This is a genomic window from Kitasatospora sp. NPDC048407, assembly GCF_043200475.1.
In the GTDB taxonomy this organism is placed as follows: Bacteria; Actinomycetota; Actinomycetes; order Streptomycetales; family Streptomycetaceae; genus Kitasatospora.
Genome location: NZ_JBICXW010000003.1, coordinates 296,817 through 315,473 on the forward strand (window position 1 = coordinate 296,817; position 18,657 = coordinate 315,473).

Below are 18,657 nucleotides of genomic sequence, written 5' to 3' on the forward strand. Positions count from 1 at the left end.
CCTCTCCCTCCGAGCGCGGAGAGAGAGGGCACCGGCACGTCCGCGCTCAGACCAGCAGTTCGGCCAGCCGGTCGGCCCAGATGATCGAGTAGTGGCTGGTGTCGGCGACCAGCTCGGTCGGAACGGTGACCTTCGCCGCCGTCAGCCGGCCCTCGTCGTAGAGCGCCTGGGGCTCGTTCAGCAGGCCGCGCTCGGCGTACAGGAAGCGGGTCGGGACGGTCAGGCGGTGGATCGCGCCGGCGGCCTCCGCATCGAGCAGGACCTGGGTGCCGTCGGTGGTGATCGCCTCGTGGACGCAGGAGGAGACCAGGGCGGGGGCCTCGCCGACCAGGTCGCGCTGGGTGTAGGCGTCCATCTCCTCGTTCCAGTCGGCGAACGCGGGGTGCGCCTGCCAGAACGCGCGGTAGGCCTCGCGGCTCTCGAAGGTCATCGACAGCCGGGCCAGCGCCGGGCCGAGCACCGCGGCCAGCGCGTCCTCCTCGCGGACGCCGTCGGGCAGCGGGAAGGACACCGCGCCGTCGACCAGGACCAGGTCGGCGAGCAGCTCGGGGTGGCGGGCGGCGGCGACGGCCGACACCCAGGCACCCATCGAGTGGCCGACCAGCCGGACGGGGCCGGCGTCCAGGTGGCGGATCAGCGCGGCGACGTCCTCCGCGTGCCGGCCGAGGCCCCACGGGCCCGGCAGCTCGCGGCTGGCGGCCCGGCCGCGCAGGTCGGGGGCGTACAGCGAGACCCGGCCCGCGAGCAGGCGGGCCAGGCTAGCCCAGGCCAGCGCGTTGGCCGTGATGCCGTGCACGGCGACCACCACGGGCGCGCCGGGGTCGGCGGCCGGCCAGTGCAGGACGGCGAGGTCGCCGCCGTCGACGGGGACAGTGAGGTGCTGAGGGAGGGTCATGCGGCGCCTTCCGGTACGGCGGTGACGGACACCTTGGCGGCCTTGGCGGCGCGGCCCGCCCGCAGCCGGGCGGGCAGCTTGGCCAGACCGCCGGGCAGCAGGTAGACCACGGCGACGAAGAGCGTACCGAGCAGGAACAGCGGCTGGGAGAGCGGAACCCGCAGCACGGACGGGAGTTCGGCGATGGACGCGGAGTTGGCGAGGTCGCCGAGCCGGTGCGCCGCCCAGGTGTAGAGCACGCCGCCGAGCAGCGGCCCCCACCGGGTGCCGGAGCCGCCGAGCACCACCATCACCAGCAGCGCCAGCGTCGCGTCCGAGCTCGCGGCCTGCGGGGTGGCGCCGCCGGTGAGCAGCAGGTAGACCACGCCGCCGGCGCCGGCCAGGCCGCCGGCCACGGTGAACGCGACCAGCTTGAAGCCGTACGGGCGCAGGCCCAGCACCTCGACCCGGCGTTCGTTCTCGCGGATGCCGGCCCAGACCCGGCCGGTCGGCGAGGAGACCGTCCAGTGCACCACGGCGAGCGTGACGACCAGGTAGAGCACCGCGATCCAGTACAGGTTGGCGGTGTTCTGGATGCCGATCAGCGCGTCGGGCAGGTGCTCGGCGGGCGCGGAGCGGCCCTCCTCGCCGCCGGTGAGGCCGCCGGGGTTGCGCTGCACCAGGATCGCCCCGGCCTGGGCGAAGGCCAGCGTGACCATGGAGAAGCCGATGCCGGTGACCTTCAGCGACACCGAGCCGAGCAGCAGCGCCAGGGCGATCGAGCAGGCGATGCCGAACACCGCGGCCAGCACGAAGCCGAGGCCGAACTCCAGCATCGCCAGGTCGGTGGCGTACAGGCCGGTGGCGAAGTACAGGGCGTGGCCGAAGGAGAGCAGGCCGGTGCGGCCGAGCAGCAGGTCGTAGCCGGTGGCGAGGCCGCCGTAGACCAGGCAGAGCGCGATCAGTTGGAGGCTGCCGGGGCTGCCGAGCGGTCCGTCCAGCAGGCCGGGCAGCGGCAGGGTGCTGTACGGCGCGATCACCAGGACGATCAGCAGGGCGAGCGGCCACCAGCGCTTGAGGTGGGTGGTCATGCGAGTCTCCCGGTGAGTCCGCGCGGCTTGACGAGCAGCAGCACGGCGAGCAGGACGACGACGGAGAGGTCGCCGAGGCCCGCGGCGGTGTAGTAGTTGGCGAACTGCTGGACGAGTCCGACGCCGACCGAGGCGACGGCCGCGCCGGTGACGGAGCCCATGCCACCCATCACCACGACCACGAAGGCGAAGATCAGCAGGCCGGTGCCCTGGCCGGGGTTGATCGAGCCGAAGTACAGGCCGGCCAGTGCCCCGCCGAGCGAGGCGGCGGCGCCGCCGATGGCGAAGACCAGGGTGAACGCCTTGCGGACGTCGATGCCGAGGGCGGTGACCATGGCCCGGTCCTCGACGCCGGCCCGGACGATCAGGCCGTAGCGGGTCTTGGCGAGGAACAGCCGCAGCAGCACCAGCACGATCAGCGCGGCGGCCATCAGCACGAAGCGGTTGACGGGCACGGTCGCGCCCAGCAGGTTCACCGTGCCGGACAGCGCCGCGGGCTGCGGGAACGGCCGGGCGTCGGCGCCCCAGATGCCCATGATCAGGGCGGGCAGGGCGAGTCCGACGCCGACGGTGGCGAGGATCTGGTCGCGCGGCCGGGAGTACAGCGGCCGGATCAGGGCGAGTTCGAGCAGCACCGAGGCGGCGGTGCCGACCGCGGTGCCGAACGGGACGGCCAGCCAGAACCCGAGTCCGCCGTCGGTGGCGGCCCACCAGGCGGCGTACGCGCCGACGGACAGCAGCGCGCCGTGGGCGAAGTTCAGGACGTCCATCAGGCCGAAGATCAGCGAGAGGCCGGAGGCGACCAGGAAGTACAGCGCGCCGAGCCCGAGTCCGGTGCAGGCGAGCAGGACGACGGTGTTCATCAGGCAGACACCTCGGGATCAGGAGCGGCGGGACGGTGGCTGCCGACGCCGAGCAGGCGGCGGGCGGCGTCCTCGTCGGCGAGCAGTTCGCCGGCGTCGCCCTGGTGGGCGGTGCGGCCGTCGGCGAGGACGGCGCAGTGGCCGGCCACCCGGCGGACCAGGGCCAGGTTCTGTTCGACCAGCAGCACGGGGACGGTCTCGGCGGCCCGGGCGAGCACGTCGGCGACCTCGGTGACGATCTTCGGGGCGAGGCCCTTGGTGGGCTCGTCGGCGATGATCAGCCGGTTGCCGTTGAGCAGCGTGCGGGCGATCGCGACCATCTGCTGCTGGCCGCCCGACAGGGTTCCGGCGGCCTGCTTGTGGCGCTGCTTCAGCTCGGGGAACAGCTCGAAGACCAGGTCGTACGCGGGAGTCGAGTCCCGTTCCGCCAGGCGCAGGTTCTCGGCGACGCTGAGGCCCGCGAAGATGCCGCGGTCCTCGGGGGCGTAGCCGATGCCCTGGCGGACCACCAGGTGGGTGGGCAGCCGGCCGATGTCGGTGCCGTCGAAGACCAGCGAACCGGTGCGCGGGACGAGTCCCATGACCGCTTTGACGGTGGTGGTCTTGCCGGCGCCGTTGCGGCCGAGCAGGGCGGTGACTCCGGTGGCGGCGACGTCCAGGTCCACCCCGTGCAGGATGTGCAGTCCGTCGATCACCACCTTGAGGCCGCGGACGGCGAGCAGGGTCGTCACAGCGCCTCCCCGAGGTAGGCCCCCTGGACGGTTTCGTCGGCCATCACGGCTTCGGGGGTGTCGAGTGCGAGCAGGGTGCCGTGGTGCATCACGGCGAGCCGGTCGGCCAGGCCCAGCAGCACGTCCATGTGGTGTTCGACCATCAGGACGGTGCGGCCCTGGTCCTGGTGGACCGAGCGGATCAGCTCCACCAGGGCGGGCACCTCCTCGGCGCTCACCCCGGCCATCGGCTCGTCGAGCAGGATCAGCCGGGGGTCGCCCACCAGCAGCACGGCGAGCTCCAGCTTCCGCTTGCCGCCGTGCGAGAGGGAGCCGGCCAGGTCGTCGGCCTGGTCGGCGAGGCCGGTGCGCTCCAGGGTCTCCTCGACCTGCTGGCGGTAGCGCTCGGCGCGGCGCCAGATCCGGTACGACGCGGACGGGCCGGCCGCCGCCTGGGCGGCCAGGCGGACGTGGTCGGCGACGGTCAGGCCGGGCCACAGCGAGGAGGTCTGGAAGGTCCGGCCGAGGCCCCGCCGGGCCCGGGCGGGGACCGGCAGGGCGGTGATGTCGGCGCCGTCCAGGTGGAGGGTGCCGTGGCTGGCCGGGTAGATCCCGGAGATCAGGTTGAACAGGGAGGTCTTGCCCGCCCCGTTCGGGCCGATGAAGGCGACGAACTCGCCTTCGGCGACGTCGAGGGTGACGTCCTGGACGATCGGGACGCCGCGGACGGACCAGCCGAGGCCGTCCAGCCGCAGAACCGGGGCGGGAGTGCTCATGTGCTTCTCAGCCCGCCATCTTGGCGACCGGCGGGGCGACCAGGTCGGCGGGCAGGATCTTCTCCGCGTTGGGCTTGGCGGCGGCGCCGGTGCCGGTCAGCTTGACCTGGAACATCGGCTGGAGCAGCGCGTGGTCCTCGGCGCGGACGGTGAGCTTGCCCTTGACGCCGTCGAAGCTCCAGCCCTCCAGGGCCTTCACCAGCGCGTCGGTGTCCGCGTCGGAGCCCTTGTTGGTCTCCAGCGCGTGCACCACCATCTGCGCGGCGGTGAAGCCGTCCGGGGTGAACAGGTCGGACTTGGAGCCGTTCTTGGTGACGAAGTCGTTCATCGCCAGCTCGGCGTCGGTGCCGCCGGCCGCGCCGGAGAAGTAGTGGTTCAGGAAGTCGATCTTCTCGGCGGCCGGGCCGAACAGCGGGTAGGAGGCGGCCACGTCGAGGCCGGTGACGACCTTGGTCGAGGAGAACACGTCCTGCTGGTTGAGCGAGGTCCACAGCGCGGAGGCGGTCTCGCCGGCCCAGGCGACGAACAGCAGGTCGGGCTTGGCGCCCTTGGCCTGGGTGGCGAACGGCGTCAGGTCGGTCGCGGACGGCGGGGCCAGCACGGCTTCCACGGTGGCGCCCTCGCCGCCGAGGACCTCCTTGACGGCGGCCACGTTGGCCTGGCCGAAGGCGTTGTCCTGCGCCAGCACGGTGACCTTCTTGCCCTTGGCGTCGCCGATGAAGGACGCGGCGGCCCTGATGTCCTGGTAGGACTGGCGGCCGGAGCGGAAGGTGTACTTGTTCAGGCCGGTGACCTTGTCGGCGGCGGCCGGGCCGCTGATGAACAGCACCTTGTTCTGCGCCGCGATCGGGCCGACCTGCAGGGCCACGCCGGAGGCGGTGGAGCCCGCGAGGATCTTGTAGTTCTTGCCGATCAGGTCCTTGGCGGCGGAGACCGCCTTCGCCGGGTCACCGGCGTCGTCCTGCTCGGCGATCTCCACCGGGCGGCCGTCCACCGCGTTGGTGCCCTTGGTGGCGTACGACAGACCGGCCTTGAAGCCCTCCAGGTACTGCTTGCCGTAGGCCGCCAGCGGGCCGGTCTTGGAGTACACCAGGCCGACCTTGACCGGGCTCTTGTCGCCCCCGCCCGCCTCCGCCGAGGTGCCCGCCGTACCGGCCTTGGCGCAAGCGGACGCGAGCAGCACGCAGGCGGCCAGCGCGGCGAGCTTGCGGACGGGTCGTCTGGGGGTGGCGTCCGTGACTGACATGGTGGGGAGCTCCTGACGTACCTGTGCTGGTGGGATGCGGGAACCGTAGGGGGGCCGCCCGGAAGGCGACATGTGACGGGAGCACGCATCGACAGCCCCTTCTGTATGGGTTCGCCACATGTTGCGGTGCCGCCTGCCGCGAGGTGTGCGGCGGACACATGGATCGGCCCCGCTCCATGGCGCCGTCCGCCATGGAAAGCGCCGGGGCCTGCGGCGAGTGTGGTGGCCGCAGTCAGCCCTCCCCCTTCGAGAAGGTGGCCCCTTTGGACAAGGTCCTGGACTCCCCCGCCCGCGCGGTCGGGGACATTCCCGACGGCGCGGTGCTCGCGGTCGGCGGCTTCGGCCTGTGCGGCATCCCGTCCACCCTGATCGGCGCGCTGGTCGACGCCGGCACCACCGGGTTGCGGGTGGTGTCCAACAACTGCGGCGTGGACGACTGGGGCCTCGGCCTGCTGCTGGGCGCGGGCCGGATCGCCCGGATGACCTCCAGCTACGTCGGCGAGAACAAGGAATTCGCCCGCCAGTACTTGAACGGCGAACTCGAGGTCGAACTGACCCCGCAGGGCACCCTGGCGGAACGCCTGCGGGCCGGCGGCGCCGGCATCCCCGCGTTCTACACCCCCGCCGGCACCGGCACCCAGGTCGAGGAGGGCGGCCTGCCCTGGCGGTACGCGCCGGGCGGCGGCGCCGTCGCGGTGGCCTCCCCGCCGAAGGAGGTCCGCGAGTTCGGCGGACGCCGCTACCTGCTGGAGGAGGCCATCGTCGCGGACTTCGCCCTGGTCCGCGCCGAGATCGCCGACCGGCACGGCAACTGCGTCTTCCACGCGGCCGCCCGCAACTTCAACCCGCTGTGCGCCACCGCGGGCCGGATCACCGTCGTCGAGGCCGACCGGATCGTCGAACCCGGTGAGATCCCGCCGGACGCCGTCCACCTCCCCGGCGTGTACGTCGACCGGGTGGTCGCCGCCGACCCGACCGACCGCCGGATCGAGCGCCGCACCGTCAGCGCCGTCGCCCCTCAGGAGTCCTGATGACCACCCAGCTCGACCCGCGCGACGCGCTCGCCGCCCGGGCCGCCCGCGAACTGCGCGACGGCCAGTACGTCAACCTCGGCATCGGCCTGCCCACCCTGATCCCCAACCACCTGCCCGCCGGCGTGCACGTCGTCCTACACTCCGAGAACGGCATCCTCGGCGTCGGCCCCTACCCCGCCGACGCCGACGTCCACCCCGACCTGATCAACGCCGGCAAGGAGACCGTCACCGTCAACCCCGGTGCGGCCTACTTCGACTCGGCGTTCTCCTTCGGCATGGTGCGCTCCGGGCGGATCGACGTCTCGGTGCTCGGCGCGATGCAGGTCTCCGCGAGCGGCGACCTCGCCAACTGGATGATCCCCGGCAAGATGGTCAAGGGCATGGGCGGCGCGATGGACCTGGTCCACGGGGCCCGCCGCCTGATCGTGGTGATGGAGCACACCGCGAAGGACGGCACCCCGAAGATCGTCAACGAGCTCACCCTCCCCGCGACCGGCCGCGCCGTCGTCCACCGCATCGTCACCGACCTCGCCGTCCTCGACGTCACCCCGGACGGCCTCCGCCTGGTCGAACTCGCGGACGGCGTGAGCCTCGAACAACTGCGTGCCGCGACGGAACCCCCGATTCTGTAGGCAGGTGGTGAACCGACAGGGGCCCGGGGAACGGCGGGGGTTCGTGGCGGTGGGGTCGCAGGGCTCGGGGCGTTCCGTCGTTTCTGGTCTCCGTCTTCGACCCGACGCAGCACGACCTTCCCCGGGCCCCCGACCATCAGCAGCTCGGCCCCGCCGTTCCCCGGGCCCCTGGTGTTACTTCCCGACGTTCGGAATGTTCCAGTCGATCGCCTTCTGCCCGAACCCTTCCAGCGCGGCGTTGATCTGCGAGAACGGCTTCGTGCCGAGGAACGTCTTCTGCGACAGCGGCGACGGGTGCCCGCTCTGCACGACCACGTGCCGGTCGGTGTCGATCAGCGACAGCTTCTTCTTCGCGTAGCCGCCCCAGAGCACGAACACGCACGGCTCCTCGCGGGCGCTCACCGCGCTGATCACGGCGTCGGTGAACTTCTCCCAGCCCTTGTTCTTGTGCGAGTTGGCCTCGTGCGCACGCACGGTGAGCACCGCGTTCAGCAGCAGCACGCCCTGCTCGGCCCACGGCTTCAGGTAGCCGTTGTCGGGCACCGGCAGGCCGAGGTCGGTGTTCAGCTCCTTGTAGATGTTGCGCAGCGAGGGCGGCGTCTTCACGCCCGGCAGCACCGAGAAGCTCATGCCGTGCGCCTGCCCGTTGTCGTGGTACGGGTCCTGGCCGAGCAGCAGCACCTTGACATCCTGGTACGCCGTGGCGGCAAGCGCGGAGAACTCCTGCCCGGCGGGCGGGAACACCTCGTGCTCGGCCCGCTCCGCCGCCAGGAACTCCGACAGCTGCGCGAAGTACGGCTTGCCGGTCTCCTCGGCGAGCACCGCGCGCCAGGACTCCGGCACCTCCAGCGTGCCGCCCACGGACGCCTCGGCCAGCTCCGTCACGTTGTACCTCCCACCGGCCGCGCCGCACGGCGGCCGCACTCGCTCGAAAACGTTCCCGGGCCCGTGCCGGACCCGCTGCGAAGAACGCTACACAGTCGCGCCGACAGCCCGCTCCGCCCTCCGTACCCGGACCGACTCCCAGCCGCTCAGGCCGACCAGCACCGCCGCCAGCAGGCCCAGCACGGCCAGCGCCGGCAGCCGGTGCAGCGGCGTGAGCAGCAGCAGTGCCAGCAGCGCGGCGACCAGCAGGCCGGCCGCCAGCCGGGTCGGCGAGAACTTCCGGAACATCATCCACCGGGTGTAGTTGAAGGCCAGCAGGTACAGCGCGCTGCCGCCGTACAGCAGCCCGAGCGCGCCGCCGCCGAGTGCCGCCCCGGGCCGGGCCACCGTCTCGGCGAAGCCGACCGCGACGGTGATCACCCCGGCGATCAGCGCCAGGTGCCCGTACGAGAACACCCGCCGCAGCACGTCGCGGCGCGAACTCGCGATCTCCATGGCGTGCCGCATCGCGTCGGCGGCGTACCCGAAGTACTGCCACCACAGCGTGCAGGAGATCACGAACGCCACTGCCACCGAGGCCAGTTGGCCCGCGTGCAGCGGGGCGCCGGCCACCGGGGCGCCGATCCCGACGATCGATTCGCCGAGCGCCACCAGCAGGAACAGGCCGAAGCGCTCCGGCAGGTGGCCCGGGTGGTACTCGACCTTCGCCAGCCGCCGGCGGAACAGCAGCGGCGCCGAGAGGTCCGCCGTCGCGGCCACCGCCCACAGCAACTCCCGCGCGGGGGACGGCAACAGGCCGCCGACCACCAGCAGCGGCCCGCTGAAGAACGCGCCCACCCCGTACGGGCCGATCCAGATCCGCCGCACCCGGCGGGCCAGCAGCCCGACCAGCACCAGCCGGGCCGCCCAGTACGCGCCGCCGAACAGCACACCGCGTTCGCCGAACGCCCCCGGCAGGGCGAGCGCCAGGAACAGCCCGGCCAGGCCCACCGCGAAGATCCCGATCCGGTCCCGCGGGTTGTCCACGTCCCGGATGTTGGCCTGCACCGTGGTGCCCACCCAGCACCAGTACACCGGCACGAACGCCACCAGGGCCCGCCCGCAGCCCGCCCAGTCGTGGTGGTGGTGCAGCAGCCCCGACACCTGCGTCACGGCGAACACGAACACCAGGTCGAAGTACAGCTCCGCCCAGGTGACGCGCTTCTCCCCCATCCGAACTCCCCCACACCCCAAGCCCCTTGACGCCACCCACCGGCGAACGACCGGCACAGGCTACCGGGCGCCTTTTACCTCCGGCCCCTGACGGGCCGTCCGTTCGTACCGCTATCTTGAAAGGCGGTCAGTGCCACCGGCGGACCACCACGGGGGTGGGTCCGCTCAGGGGGAGGGGGATCGGCGATGAGCGACGTCGACAGCGGAATATCAGGCTTTGTGTACGACACGGTCGCGAACGTCACGTCAGTGGTGACGGGGGCCATGGTCGCCGCCTCGCAGGCGCTGGCGGGCCAGGTCGGCAGCGGGGCGGTCAAGGTCGAGGTCGAGAACCTGCAGACCTTCAAGAACAAGGTCGACCAGATCCTGCGCGAACTCGACGGCTCCGACGCGAGCCACGGCACGGTCTCCCAGCAGACGCTGACGGCCGGGCAGCTCGGCCAGAACTTCGGACAGGCCGGCGACCTGATGACCGCCTACAACACCGTGCACGGCAACCTGGAACGGCTCTCCCAGAACCTCGCCGCCCAGATCGCGGCGATGAGCGCGAGCATCGGCAGGGCAGCCGGCACCTACAGCGACGCGGACGCCCAGCAGGAGGCCCGGTTCAGCGCGATGCCGGCCCCGGCCACCGGCGCCGTCGACCCGAGGACCGCCTACCGCCCGCCGGCCCCGCCCACCGGCACCCAGCAGGGCGCGTACTGACGACGTCTCCGGCGACGGAGAACGGGGGATTCGAAAAATGACGCAGGGACGCTTCATCCGCGAGATCCACGACGACGGCGGCGAGATCGACGGCGCCAGCCACGAGCAACTGGTGGCCATGGTCCAGCACACGGACCCGATCGCCGTCATGCAGGTGGCCCAGCGGCTGCTGGCCGCCGCGAACAAGATGGACGAGGTCAGCGAAGAGCTGCACGCGCACATGAGCGGCCTCGACTGGGAGGGCGCCGCGGCCGACAGCTTCAAGAACTGGGGCGGCCAGGTCTCCAAGTCCACCATGGACCTGGCGAGTTACTCGCGGAACGCCGGCGAGTACATGGCCTCCGCCGGCGAGACGCTCGCCACCGTCAAGTCGGGCATGCCGGCCGTACCGCACGCCGACATGCAGACCGTCAGCCGCTACGACGACCAGCCCAACGACGCCGTCAGCACCGGCGGCGCCATCCTGGGCGGCATGATTCCGGGCGTCGGCGCGGGGATCGGCAGCTGGGCGGCCGGCAAGATCGCCGACGCGGTCGACTCCGACTGGGTCACGCCCGCAGAGGCCAAGGCGGCGCAGCAGCGGGTGAACCAGGCGCACAACGAGGCCATCCAGCAGATGAACAAGCTGGCGCAGGCGTACCAGCAGTCGACCATGCAGCTCAACTCGGTGCAGCCGCCGGTGTTTCCGCCGCTGCCGAGCGATACGACCGATCGCGGCAACTGGAGCAGCGTCCCGGTCGAAGTGGGTGGCGGCACCAGTGGCGGCACCATCCGAAACCCGGGTGGTGGCACCACTCTTCCGCACCCGCCGCCCAGGGTGGGCCCGACGCCGACCCCGCGTCCGCCGGTGCCGGCGCCGGTACCCCCGGCGCCGGTACCCCCGAATCCACCGCAGCCGCCGATCCCAGGTCCCCCGCACCCGCCGGTGCCGGTACCGGTTCCCCCGGCTCCGGTTCCCCCGGCTCCGGTTCCCCCGGCTCCGACCCCCTGGCCTCCGGACCCGGGAACCCGCATCGACCACACACCACCCGCTCCCACGCCCCCCGGCCCGACAGTTCCGGGCCATGGCGGCGGTGGCGGAGGCGGCGGCATCGGCGGGGGCGGCCTCGGTGACGTCGGCGGTGGTTCCTCCGGCGGCGGGCGCGGCGGCGGTTACCAGGGCGGCCCGATCGGCGGTGGTCCCATCGGCGGCGGTCTGGGCGGTGGCGGAGCGACCGGCACCGGCCGGACCGGCGGCGGCGCCCCGGGTACCGGCGGCGCCGCAGGCGCGGGCGGCCGGGCCGGTGGCACCACGACGGCCGGCGGTGCGGGACAGACCGGCCAGGCGGGGCGCGCGGGCACCCCGGGCATGGGCGGCATGCCGCACGGCGGTGGCGGCATGGGTGCCGGCGGCGCCAAGGGCGGTGCCGGCGGCGCACGCGGCGGCGGGCTGGTCAGCCGGGGCGGCGGCACCGTCGGCGGGCAGCGCGGGTCGGCCTCGGGCCGCGACGTCACGCCGGGCGGCACCGGGCTGCGCGGCCGAGCCGAACGGGGCGCCGACGGGCGGGCCGGTCAGGGCGGGTTCGGCGGCGGCCACGGCGGTGCGAACCGCAAGGGCAAGCCGCAGGGCAAGCGCCCCGACTACCTGACCGAGGACGAGGACACCTGGACGTCCGGCATGGGTCCGGTCAACCCGAATGTGATCGAGTAGGTCCGCACTGGCTGCCCGGCCGCAGGGGAATACCGCTCCTGCGGCCGGGCAGCACCGTGCGGTCGGGGGCAAGCCACTCGCCGAACACGTCGGCGTGCGAAGGAGTTTGTGATGCGGCGAACGGGCAGGGCAGGACGGGGGCGGCGGCTCGCCGCAGCAGCGGCGGTCGCCGGTGTCCTGTGGGGGTGGTCGGCGGGGCCCGCGCTCGCGGTGGACTCTATCCGCGAACAGGAGTGGCACCTGGACGCGATGCACGCCGAGGAGATGTGGCGGACCAGCACCGGATCCGGGATCACCGTGGCTGTGATCGACTCGGGGGTGAAGGGCGACATGCCCGACCTGGCCGGGCAGTTGGTGGCCGGCACCGACTTCGGTACCAAACCCGGCGGAGAGCTCTCCCCCAGCGACAGCCACGGCACGCAGATGGCCAGCACCATCGCCGGCACCGGCAAGGGCCTGGGCGGCAAGGGTGCGTTTGGTCTTGCCCCCGGGGCGAAGATTCTCCCGATCAAGGTCGACATGGAGAGCAGCGCCGGCCTGGACCAAGTCTCCCGAGCCATTACCTACGCAGCCGACCACAACGCGAAAATCATCAACATGTCGTTGGGCGTCGCTGCGGTCTCGCTGCAACCCGCTGAGATCGACAAACTCAAGACAGCGGTCGATCACGCGGCGTCCCGGGGCGTCCTGCTCTTCGCTGCGGCCGGCAACTCCGGCAACACCAGCAACCGCCTGGAGTACCCCGCCGCGATGAGCGGTGTGGTCGGCGTCGCCGCCACCGACCAGGACGGAAAGGTCACGGCGGAGTCGGAGCACGGCCCGCAGGTCGCACTTGCTGCCCCGGGCCAGGACATCTACGGGGCGTGCAACGAAGGGTCCGGCTACTGCAAGGGCCACGGCACCTCCAACGCCACCGCCCTCGCCTCCGCCTCCGCCGCACTGATCTGGTCCGCGCACCCCGACTGGACGGGCAACCAGGTGCTGCGGGTCCTGATCAACACCGCCAGCAACCCCCAGCAGCGCAGCGACTACCTCGGCTACGGCATCGTCCGCCCGCGGGTCGCACTGACCACCCCCGGCGACCCGGGCCCGCCGAACGTCAGCCCGCTGCCCGCCGCAGCCGGGTCCTCGCCCGCGCCGGGCAAGTCGGGCGGCGCGGCGAAGCCGAGCGGCACCGCGAGTGTGCCCGCCGACTCCTCGCAGGATCAGGACTCGGCGACCTCACAGCCGTCCGCCACCGCGGACACGTCCTCGAAGTCGAACAACATGCCGCTGCTGATCGGCGGCGGTGTGGCCGGCGTGGTGCTGCTGCTCGTGGCGGCGGCGATCCTCATGCGCAACCGCCGGACCCCCGCCGCAGGCCCGGTGCCCCCCATGCCGCTCCCGGGCCAGCCGCAGCCGCCCTACGGCCAGGCCCCGCAGCAGACGTACGGTCAGCAGCCCTACGGTCAGCAACCGCCTTACGGCCAGCAGCCCCCGCCGGGGGGCGGGAACCCGTACGCGGGCTGAGGGGAAGGCCGCCCCTGTGGTCGGCCGGCGGGGCGCACTAGGCTGAGCGGCGTTGGGGCAGCCAGTGGCGCCCGGCCGGCCAGCGGTGTCCGGTCGGAGCGATGCACATTGATCGTTCGACCGTCGCAAGACCTAGGAGTGACCCACCGTGGCAGACCGCAAGCCCATCGAGACCTGGCTGACCGACATGGACGGAGTCCTCATCCACGAGGGCGTGCCGATCCCGGGGGCCGACGCCTTCATCAAGCGGCTGCGTGAGTCCGGAAAGCCTTTCCTGGTGCTCACCAACAACTCCATCTACACCCAGCGCGACCTGCATGCCCGGCTGTCCCGGATGGGTCTGGACGTGCCTGCCGAGCACATCTGGACGTCCGCGCTGGCCACCGCGAAGTTCCTCTCCGACCAGCGCCCGAACGGCAGCGCGTACGTGATCGGCGAGGCCGGTCTTACCACCGCGCTGCACGATGTCGGTTACGTGCTGACCGACACCGACCCGGACTTCGTGGTGCTCGGCGAGACCCGCACCTACTCGTTCGAGGCGATGACCAAGGCGGTCCGGCTGATCGACGCGGGTGCCCGTTTCATCGCCACCAACCCGGACGAGACCGGCCCGTCCGCCGAGGGCGCGCTGCCCGCGACGGGTGCGGTCGCGGCGCTGATCACCAAGGCCACCGGTGTGGAGCCCTACTTCGTCGGCAAGCCGAACCCGCTGATGATGCGGGCCGGCCTGAACGCGATCGGCGCGCACTCGGAGAACAGCGCGATGATCGGCGACCGGATGGACACCGACATCGTCTCCGGCATGGAGGCCGGCATGTCGACCTTCCTGGTGCTGACCGGCCTCACTCAGGCCGGCGAGGTGGACCGCTTCCCGTACCGCCCTACCCGGGTGGTGGAGTCCATCGCGGACCTGGTCGAGCTGATCTGACCGAGGCCCGGATCTCCCACCGGCGTCCGGCCGTGCGACCGGACGTCGGGACCGCCTCAAGTCATCCTTAAGCGGCGCCTAATTGGTCTGACGTCTAGTCAACTTCCGTCCGCAGTAAGGCTAATGTCCCGGGCACACCCTCCGCCCGACGCAAGGAGCCCGCCCGTGGCCTCCGTTCGCCGCACCGCCGTCCTGCTGGCCGCCACCGCCCTGCTCGGCGGCGCCGCCGCACCCGCCTCGGCGGCCGACACCGCTGCCGCCCTCGCCGACGGGGGCACCGCCGACGGGGTGCTGCTGTCGCTCGGCTCGGTGCTGCTGCTCACCGGTGCGGCCGCCGTCACCGTGCGCCGCCGCGGCGCAGGGCCGTCCCGACCTGGGCATACGGACCGGACGACCTCCGTCGCTCCGGGGGACGGGGATGATTGAGTGGGGGTCATGAGCACGCCCCCCGCCCCTTTCCGCGTCGGCCTGATCGGCTACGGCCTGGCCGGCTCGGCGTTCCACGCCCCGCTGATCGCCACCACCCCCGGACTCCAGTTGGAGGCGGTGGTCACCGCCAATCCCGAGCGCCGCGCCCAGTTGCAGCGCGAGCACCCCGGCGCCCGCGCCCTCGACACCCCCGACCAGCTGTTCGAGGAGGCCGACCGCTACGACCTGGTGGTGATCGCCTCCCCCAACCGCACCCACGTGCCGCTGGCCCGCACCGCGCTGCTGGCCGGTCTGGCCACCGTCGTCGACAAGCCGCTCGCCGCGACCAGCGCCGAGGCCCGCGACCTGTGCGAGTTCGCCGAGAAGTCCGGTCTGCTGCTGTCGGTGTTCCAGAACCGCCGCTGGGACGGCGACTTCCTCACCGCCCGCCGCCTGATCGAGGACGGCCGGCTCGGCCGGGTGCACCGCTTCGAGTCCCGCTTCGAGCGTTTCCGTCCCAAGCCCAAGCCGGGCTGGCGCGAGCTCGCCGACCCGGCGGAGGTCGGCGGCACCCTGTACGACCTGGGCAGCCACCTGGTCGACCAGGCCCTCGCCCTGTTCGGGCCGGTCGAGACGGTGTACGCCGAGATCGACGTCCGCCGGGACGGCGCGGTGGTCGACGACGACGCGTTCCTCGCCCTCACCCACACCGGCGGCGTCCGCTCCCACCTGTGGACCAGCGCCCTCGCCCCGCTCGCCGGGCCCCGGCTGCGGGTTCTCGGCGACAGCGCCGGCTACGTCAAGTTCGGCATGGACCCGCAGGAGGCCGCGCTCCGGGCCGGCCGCCGCCCCGGGCCGGACAGCCACTGGGGCGACGACGACCCGGCCGCGTACGGTCTGCTGGGCAGCGACGGCGACGTCGAACCGGTCACCACCGACGCCGGCGACTACCCCGCCTTCTACGCGGGCATCGCGGCCTCGCTCACCGACCGCACTCCGCCGCCGGTGAACCCCTGGGACGCCGTCGCCACCCTGACCGTCCTGGAGGCCGCCCGCGCCTCCGCCGCGACGGCGAGCGTCGTCCGCCTTCCCTGACCGGCCCGGTCGAAGTCACCGGCGGGATCCTCACCGCCCCGCCGGTGACCCGGTGGTCCGTCAGGCGGTGGGCCAGGCCGCCAGGTGGGCGTCGATCTCGCCGGTCAGCCGGCGCTTGCCCGCCGGGTCCAGGAACGACGCCTCCACCGCGTTGCGGGCGAGCGCCGCGATCCCGGCCTCGTCCAGGCCGAGCAGCTTCGCGGCGACCGCGTACTCGGTGTTCAGGTCGGTACCGAACATCGGCGGGTCGTCGCTGTTGACGGTGACCAGCAGCCCGGCGTCGACCATCCGGCGGATCGGGTGGTCCTCGATCCGCTCGACCACCCGGGTGGCCAGGTTGGAGGTCGGGCAGACCTCCAGCGGGATCCGGTGCTCGCCGAGGTAGTCGACCAGCGCCGGGTCCTTCACCGACTGGGTGCCGTGGCCGATGCGCTCCGCGCCCAGCTCCCGGATCGCGTCCCAGACCGTCTCCGGCCCGGTGGACTCGCCGGCGTGCGGCACGCTGTGCAGGCCGGCCGCCCGGGCCCGGTCGAAGTACGGCTTGAACTGCGGGCGCGGCACGCCGATCTCGGGGCCACCGAGGCCGAACGAGACCAGTCCGGCGGGCGCCAGGTCGAGCGCGAGGCGGGCGGTCTCCTCGGCGGAGGCCAGTCCGGCCTCGCCGGGGATGTCGAAGCACCAGCGCAGGACAACGCCGAGTTCCCTCTCGGCGGCCAGCCGGGCGTCCTCGATCGCCTCCATGAAAGCGACGTCGGGGATGCCGCGACGGACCGACGAGTAGGGCGTGACGGTCAGTTCCGCGTAGCGGATGTTCTGCCGGGCCATGTCCTCGGCGACGCCGTAGGTGAGGGAGCGGACGTCCTCGGCGTCCCGGATCAGGTCGACGACGCTCAGGTACACCTCGATGAAGTGCGCGAAGTCGGTGAACGTGAAGTACTCGGCGAGCGCCTCCGGGTCCGCCGGGACCTTGGTGCGCCCGGCGTGCCGCGCCGCGAGTTCGGCGACCACCCGCGGCGAGGCCGAGCCGACGTGGTGCACGTGCAGCTCCGCCTTCGGCATTCCGGCGATGAACGCCTCGATCCCCTGGACACCCTCGACCACGGCACGCTCCCGTCTACTCACCCGGACCCGGACAGACCTCGCATGCTAACCCGCCGCGGCGAACGCCGGTGTCACCACTTGGCGGTCATCTTCTGCAGCAGCTGCCGCGCCTTGGCACGGCCGTCGGAGACCTGCTGGGTCGGGGAGAGGTCGACGAAGACCGACACGGTGAGCGACCCCTTGCGCGCGACGATGTAGGAGTAAGGCCGGGGGTCGTACGGGGTGCCGTCCTCCTCGTGGTAGACGGTCAGGCCCTCCTCCGAGTACACCTCGTCGGCTCCCGGCAGCTTGGGCGACTCGACCTCGTGCGCGGTGTTGGTCTCGGTGCCGGCCTCGACCTTGGAGTTGGGGCAGCGCTTGCTATTGGCCGCCGTCTCCGCCATGTCCTGGTGTGCGGCCTCGGCGGTGGTGAACTGCCCAGCTCCGCTGCTGCCCCAGAGCTCGCCACCGTCGGACGTCTGCACGCGCACGTACCGATTGGTGTTGGCGACCAACGTCTTGACCGTGCCGTTCTCCTTCAGGACGCACGACTTGTCCATCGTGGAGTTGGTCAGGCTGGTGTCGTCGTCCCCGTTGCTCTCGAAACCGGCGCCCCAGTCGGCGGCGTTCAGCACGAGCTTGTTCGTCTTGGCCTGGGCCGCCGCGTCGCCTCCCGTCGTGCTGCCGCTCGCGTGGGCGCTGGGCTTCACCGGCTCCTTCGCCTTGCCGCTGGCCTTCGCGGACGCCGGCGCCGAAGCCACCGCGCTCGGCGACGTCTGCCCGGTCGCCCCCGTGGCCGCGTCGTCCTCGTTGCAGGCCGTCAGGACCAGGCCGGCCGCCGCGAGGGCGGCGATGCGCAGTCCGAGCGTGCGTGCGTGAACCGTCTTCACGGTGAATCCCCCATGGAAATACGAGGCCCCGACCCCCCTGGCCGTGCCGACCGGTCGATCACCCTACCGAATCGGTCGGACACGCGCGGACCGAACCGGCGCCGGACGGTTCGTCAACCACTCGGCGCCGCAAGCTAACCCGCTGCCGCGAACGGCGGTGTCACCACTTGGCGGTGGCCTTCTGCAGCAGCGCCCGCACCTGGGCGCGGCCCTCGAAGACCTGCTGGTTGGGGGCGAGGTCGACCAGCACCGAGATGGTCACCGCGCCCTTGCGCGCGACGACGCGGGAGAACGGGCGGTCCTGGGTCTTGCCGCCGTCGGTGGTGCCGTACACGGCCAGGCCCTCCTCGGCGTACACCTCGTCGGCTCCCGCCACCTTCGGCGCGTCGACGTCGTGCACGGCCTTGAACTCGTTACCTTCGCCGTCCTTGTAGTTGGTGCAGCGCAGGACGTTGGCCAGCTGCTCCGCCATGTCCTGGTGCGCGGCGTCGGCGTTGGTGAACTCGGAGGCGACGCTGGTGCCCATGACCTCGTCGCCGTCGGGTCGCGGTGCCTTCACGAACCGGCCGGTGTAGGCGACGAGGGTCTTGACCTGCCCGGAGTCCTTGTAGACGCAGGACTTGTCCATGGTGAAGGCGGTGATCGCGGTGTCGTCGTCGGCGCTGGTCTGGTAGCCGGTGCCCCACTCGGCCGGGGTCAGCGCGAGCTTGTTGGTCTTCGCCTGCGCGGTGGCGGAGTTGCCGCCCGCGGCGGTGCCGCTCGGGCGGGTGCTGGGCTTGGCCGGGTCCTTGGCCTTGCCGCTGGCGCCCGCAGTGGCGGACGAGGAGGCCGGCGCGGTGGGCGAGGTCTGGCCGGTCGCCCCGGTGTCCAGGTCGTCGTCGTTGCAGGCCGTCAGGACCAGGCCGACCGCCGCCAGGGCGGCGATGCGGAGTCCGAGCGTGCGTGCGTGAACCGTCTTCACGGTGAATTCCCCCATGGATTGGAAAGGCCCCGGCCCCCCTGGCCGTGCCGATCGGTCGATCACCCTAC

Annotated in this window: 19 protein-coding genes; 8 read left to right on the forward strand and 11 right to left on the reverse strand. The window is 72.5% G+C overall.

Features of this window, described 5'->3' with window-relative positions; genetic code table 11:
* Positions 1–46: 46 nt before the first annotated feature.
* Genes ACGFWJ_RS09405 through ACGFWJ_RS09430 form a run of 6 tightly spaced genes read right to left on the reverse strand, consistent with a single transcriptional unit; the run spans position 47 to position 5,560 of the window.
* Entirely contained in the window at positions 47–895 is an 849-nt protein-coding gene (locus ACGFWJ_RS09405; protein ID WP_392946977.1) for an alpha/beta hydrolase, read from the reverse strand.
* On the reverse strand, positions 892–1,965 hold the full coding sequence (locus ACGFWJ_RS09410) for a branched-chain amino acid ABC transporter permease (protein WP_392946980.1): 1,074 nt from the start codon (positions 1,963–1,965) through the stop codon (positions 892–894). The genes ACGFWJ_RS09405 and ACGFWJ_RS09410 overlap by 4 nt, the downstream gene beginning before the upstream one ends.
* Positions 1,962–2,828, reverse strand: coding sequence for a branched-chain amino acid ABC transporter permease (locus tag ACGFWJ_RS09415; protein ID WP_392946983.1), 867 nt, complete (start codon positions 2,826–2,828; stop codon positions 1,962–1,964). Before ACGFWJ_RS09415 ends, ACGFWJ_RS09410 begins: the two co-directional genes overlap by 4 nt.
* A complete protein-coding gene (locus tag ACGFWJ_RS09420; RefSeq protein ID WP_387867711.1) occupies positions 2,828–3,559 on the reverse strand; it encodes an ABC transporter ATP-binding protein in 732 nt (243 codons plus the stop codon). Before ACGFWJ_RS09420 ends, ACGFWJ_RS09415 begins: the two co-directional genes overlap by 1 nt.
* Entirely contained in the window at positions 3,556–4,314 is a 759-nt protein-coding gene (locus tag ACGFWJ_RS09425; protein ID WP_392946986.1) for an ABC transporter ATP-binding protein, read from the reverse strand. Before ACGFWJ_RS09425 ends, ACGFWJ_RS09420 begins: the two co-directional genes overlap by 4 nt.
* 7 nt (positions 4,315–4,321) lie before the next feature.
* The gene (locus ACGFWJ_RS09430) at positions 4,322–5,560 is read right to left on the reverse strand and encodes a substrate-binding domain-containing protein (RefSeq protein ID WP_387647379.1); all 1,239 of its coding nucleotides are present in this window, start codon (positions 5,558–5,560) and stop codon (positions 4,322–4,324) included.
* 263 nt (positions 5,561–5,823) lie between these two features.
* On the opposite strand from ACGFWJ_RS09430, the gene ACGFWJ_RS09435 reads away from it, so the two are divergent.
* Entirely contained in the window at positions 5,824–6,591 is a 768-nt protein-coding gene (locus ACGFWJ_RS09435; RefSeq protein WP_392946989.1) for a CoA transferase subunit A, read from the forward strand.
* Positions 6,591–7,226 carry a 3-oxoacid CoA-transferase subunit B gene (locus ACGFWJ_RS09440; protein WP_392946992.1) on the forward strand — a complete coding sequence of 212 codons (636 nt, stop codon included), beginning with the start codon at positions 6,591–6,593 and terminating at the stop codon, positions 7,224–7,226. Before ACGFWJ_RS09435 ends, ACGFWJ_RS09440 begins: the two co-directional genes overlap by 1 nt.
* 174 nt (positions 7,227–7,400) lie before the next feature.
* Here the strand turns inward: ACGFWJ_RS09440 and ACGFWJ_RS09445 are convergent, their stop codons facing one another.
* A complete protein-coding gene (locus tag ACGFWJ_RS09445) occupies positions 7,401–8,111 on the reverse strand; it encodes a uracil-DNA glycosylase (protein WP_392946994.1) in 711 nt (236 codons plus the stop codon).
* 87 nt (positions 8,112–8,198) lie between these two features.
* Positions 8,199–9,323, reverse strand: coding sequence for a low temperature requirement protein A (locus tag ACGFWJ_RS09450; protein WP_392946997.1), 1,125 nt, complete (start codon positions 9,321–9,323; stop codon positions 8,199–8,201).
* A gap of 186 nt (positions 9,324–9,509) precedes the next feature.
* On the opposite strand from ACGFWJ_RS09450, the gene ACGFWJ_RS09455 reads away from it, so the two are divergent.
* From ACGFWJ_RS09455 to ACGFWJ_RS09480, 6 genes are all read left to right on the forward strand, one after another.
* The gene (locus tag ACGFWJ_RS09455; RefSeq protein ID WP_392947000.1) at positions 9,510–10,028 is read left to right on the forward strand and encodes a hypothetical protein; all 519 of its coding nucleotides are present in this window, start codon (positions 9,510–9,512) and stop codon (positions 10,026–10,028) included.
* 37 nt (positions 10,029–10,065) lie between these two features.
* Positions 10,066–11,718, forward strand: a complete 1,653-nt coding sequence (locus ACGFWJ_RS09460) for a WXG100 family type VII secretion target (protein WP_392947003.1) — start codon at positions 10,066–10,068, stop codon at positions 11,716–11,718.
* 111 nt (positions 11,719–11,829) lie between these two features.
* Complete coding sequence (locus ACGFWJ_RS09465) at positions 11,830–13,227, forward strand: S8 family serine peptidase (RefSeq protein WP_392947006.1); 1,398 nt, start codon at positions 11,830–11,832, stop codon at positions 13,225–13,227.
* A 148-nt stretch (positions 13,228–13,375) separates the two neighbouring features.
* A complete protein-coding gene (locus tag ACGFWJ_RS09470; protein WP_387866856.1) occupies positions 13,376–14,155 on the forward strand; it encodes an HAD-IIA family hydrolase in 780 nt (259 codons plus the stop codon).
* A gap of 165 nt (positions 14,156–14,320) precedes the next feature.
* On the forward strand, positions 14,321–14,581 hold the full coding sequence (locus ACGFWJ_RS09475; RefSeq protein ID WP_392947009.1) for a hypothetical protein: 261 nt from the start codon (positions 14,321–14,323) through the stop codon (positions 14,579–14,581).
* 9 nt (positions 14,582–14,590) lie between these two features.
* The gene (locus ACGFWJ_RS09480; RefSeq protein ID WP_392947011.1) at positions 14,591–15,658 is read left to right on the forward strand and encodes a Gfo/Idh/MocA family oxidoreductase; all 1,068 of its coding nucleotides are present in this window, start codon (positions 14,591–14,593) and stop codon (positions 15,656–15,658) included.
* A gap of 60 nt (positions 15,659–15,718) precedes the next feature.
* Here ACGFWJ_RS09480 and ACGFWJ_RS09485 read toward each other — a convergent pair whose 3' ends face one another.
* The 3 genes from ACGFWJ_RS09485 to ACGFWJ_RS09495 all read right to left on the reverse strand — a co-directional run bounded on the left by ACGFWJ_RS09485 (position 15,719) and on the right by ACGFWJ_RS09495 (position 18,589).
* Positions 15,719–16,759: an adenosine deaminase gene (locus ACGFWJ_RS09485; protein ID WP_392947014.1), complete on the reverse strand. Its 1,041-nt coding sequence runs from the start codon at positions 16,757–16,759 to the stop codon at positions 15,719–15,721.
* Between the two features lie 71 nt (positions 16,760–16,830).
* Complete coding sequence (locus ACGFWJ_RS09490; protein ID WP_392947017.1) at positions 16,831–17,628, reverse strand: hypothetical protein; 798 nt, start codon at positions 17,626–17,628, stop codon at positions 16,831–16,833.
* Positions 17,629–17,788: 160 nt separating this feature from the next.
* The gene (locus tag ACGFWJ_RS09495; protein WP_392947019.1) at positions 17,789–18,589 is read right to left on the reverse strand and encodes a hypothetical protein; all 801 of its coding nucleotides are present in this window, start codon (positions 18,587–18,589) and stop codon (positions 17,789–17,791) included.
* Positions 18,590–18,657 lie beyond the last annotated feature (68 nt).